This window comes from Acidovorax sp. KPB24-03, assembly GCF_057546605.1.
Window position 1 is genome coordinate 1 of record NZ_BAAJYR010000657.1, and the last position, 1366, is coordinate 1366.

The 1366-nt window shown below is 72.3% G+C and carries 2 protein-coding genes and 1 pseudogene; all 3 read right to left on the reverse strand.

Features of this window, described 5'->3' with window-relative positions:
* Positions 1-221 (reverse strand): annotated as a pseudogene (locus tag AC27KI_RS24905) (hypothetical protein); the annotation flags it as partial.
* Between the two features lie 84 nt (positions 222-305).
* Positions 306-797 (reverse strand): DUF2214 domain-containing protein, encoded by a 492-nt coding sequence (locus AC27KI_RS24910; protein WP_284427922.1) that lies wholly within the window; start codon positions 795-797, stop codon positions 306-308.
* A gap of 8 nt (positions 798-805) precedes the next feature.
* Complete coding sequence (locus tag AC27KI_RS24915; RefSeq protein ID WP_284430503.1) at positions 806-1198, reverse strand: DUF6152 family protein; 393 nt, start codon at positions 1196-1198, stop codon at positions 806-808.
* Positions 1199-1366 lie beyond the last annotated feature (168 nt).

The following is a 1366-nucleotide window of genomic DNA, read 5'->3' on the forward strand; positions in this document are numbered from 1 at the left end:
AGCAGCTCGATCATGCCGGCGCGCTCGCCCACGCGCAGCAGGCCCAGCCACAGCGCCATCACGCCGGCCAGGCCCAGCGAGATCTCGAAGCCCGAGCGGGCCGCATCGAACAGCGCGGCCAGCAAGGCCTGGAAGATGCCGTCCGCGCCCAGCAGCCAGCGCACGACGGCCGTGGCGAACGCCACGGTGAAGAACCCGATCCAGACCCAGTTGAGCGCCATGGCCGGGATGGTAGCCGCACGGACCCTGAGAACCTGTCCAATGTCTTTCTGGAGATCGCGTTGGCGCTCAATCGCCCGGCGTTCTCAGAGAAATCCGATCCAGCGCCCCGCCAGCACGGCCCCCAGCCACAGCGCGAGCGACACCGCGGCCTGCATGCGCACCCAGCCGCCAGCGCGCCCTTCGCGCAGGGCGCGCGCCCAGTGCCCGCCGGCATGCAGCGCCAGCGCATTCAGCAGCGCCAGCCCGATGACCGCCACCTTCACCAGGAACGCCGGATTGGCCAGGTAGTCGGCCGGCCGGGTGGCGAACAGCCACAGCCCGGTGACCAGGGCCAGCGCGATCCCCGCCCCCGCCGCGCGCGACAGGAACGGACCCAGCAGCGCCAGGGGAATGCGCCGGCCGATGGCGCCCCACAGGCGCAGGTCCAGCAGCACGGCGGCGCCCACGCCCAGGCCCAGCACGGCGATGTGCAGGGCGTTGACCACCAGGTAGGCCGTGCCGGACTGGCGCAGCCACGCGGCCGGGGCGGACGCGGCCAGGGTGTCCAGCAGGGGCGTGAGCCCGGCGAAATCCATGGGGCCTTCTAGCGTTTGGGGTTCTGGATGCGTTCGGGGTAGAGGGCGTAGGTCTTGCCGCCGACCTGGATCTGCACGGCCTTCATGCGCCGCTGGGAAGTGTCCCGGTCACGGTTGCCGATGGCGGTGATGGCATCGCCCGGCTTGGCGGAGGCCGCGGTGAAACCGGAGCGCTCGGTCTGCGACGGATTGCCCAGTTCCACGCGCCAGAGGGCGCCCTCGGCGGTCTTGACCTCCAGCGTCGGGTGGGGCGGCGCGATCTGTACGCGCTGCACGGTGCCGGCCAGCTCGGACTGGGCTTCTTCCGCCCAGGACCAGCCGTGGTGCGCCTGCGCGGGGCCGGCGCACAGGGCCGCCAGGGCGACGGCGGTGCTGACAACGGAACGGGTGATGACGGTCATCGGATACCTCCAGGCAACGGTTTTCACGGGACGTGGGGAATGCGCCGGTCGGCCATCGGTCCAGGCCGGCCCTGCCGCGACAGCCATCGTGCACGCAGCGCGGCGCATCGCCAAACGATGGCCCCACGGCGATGGGGGTTCGCGCCCGCGCGGCGGCGCGCTGTCCCG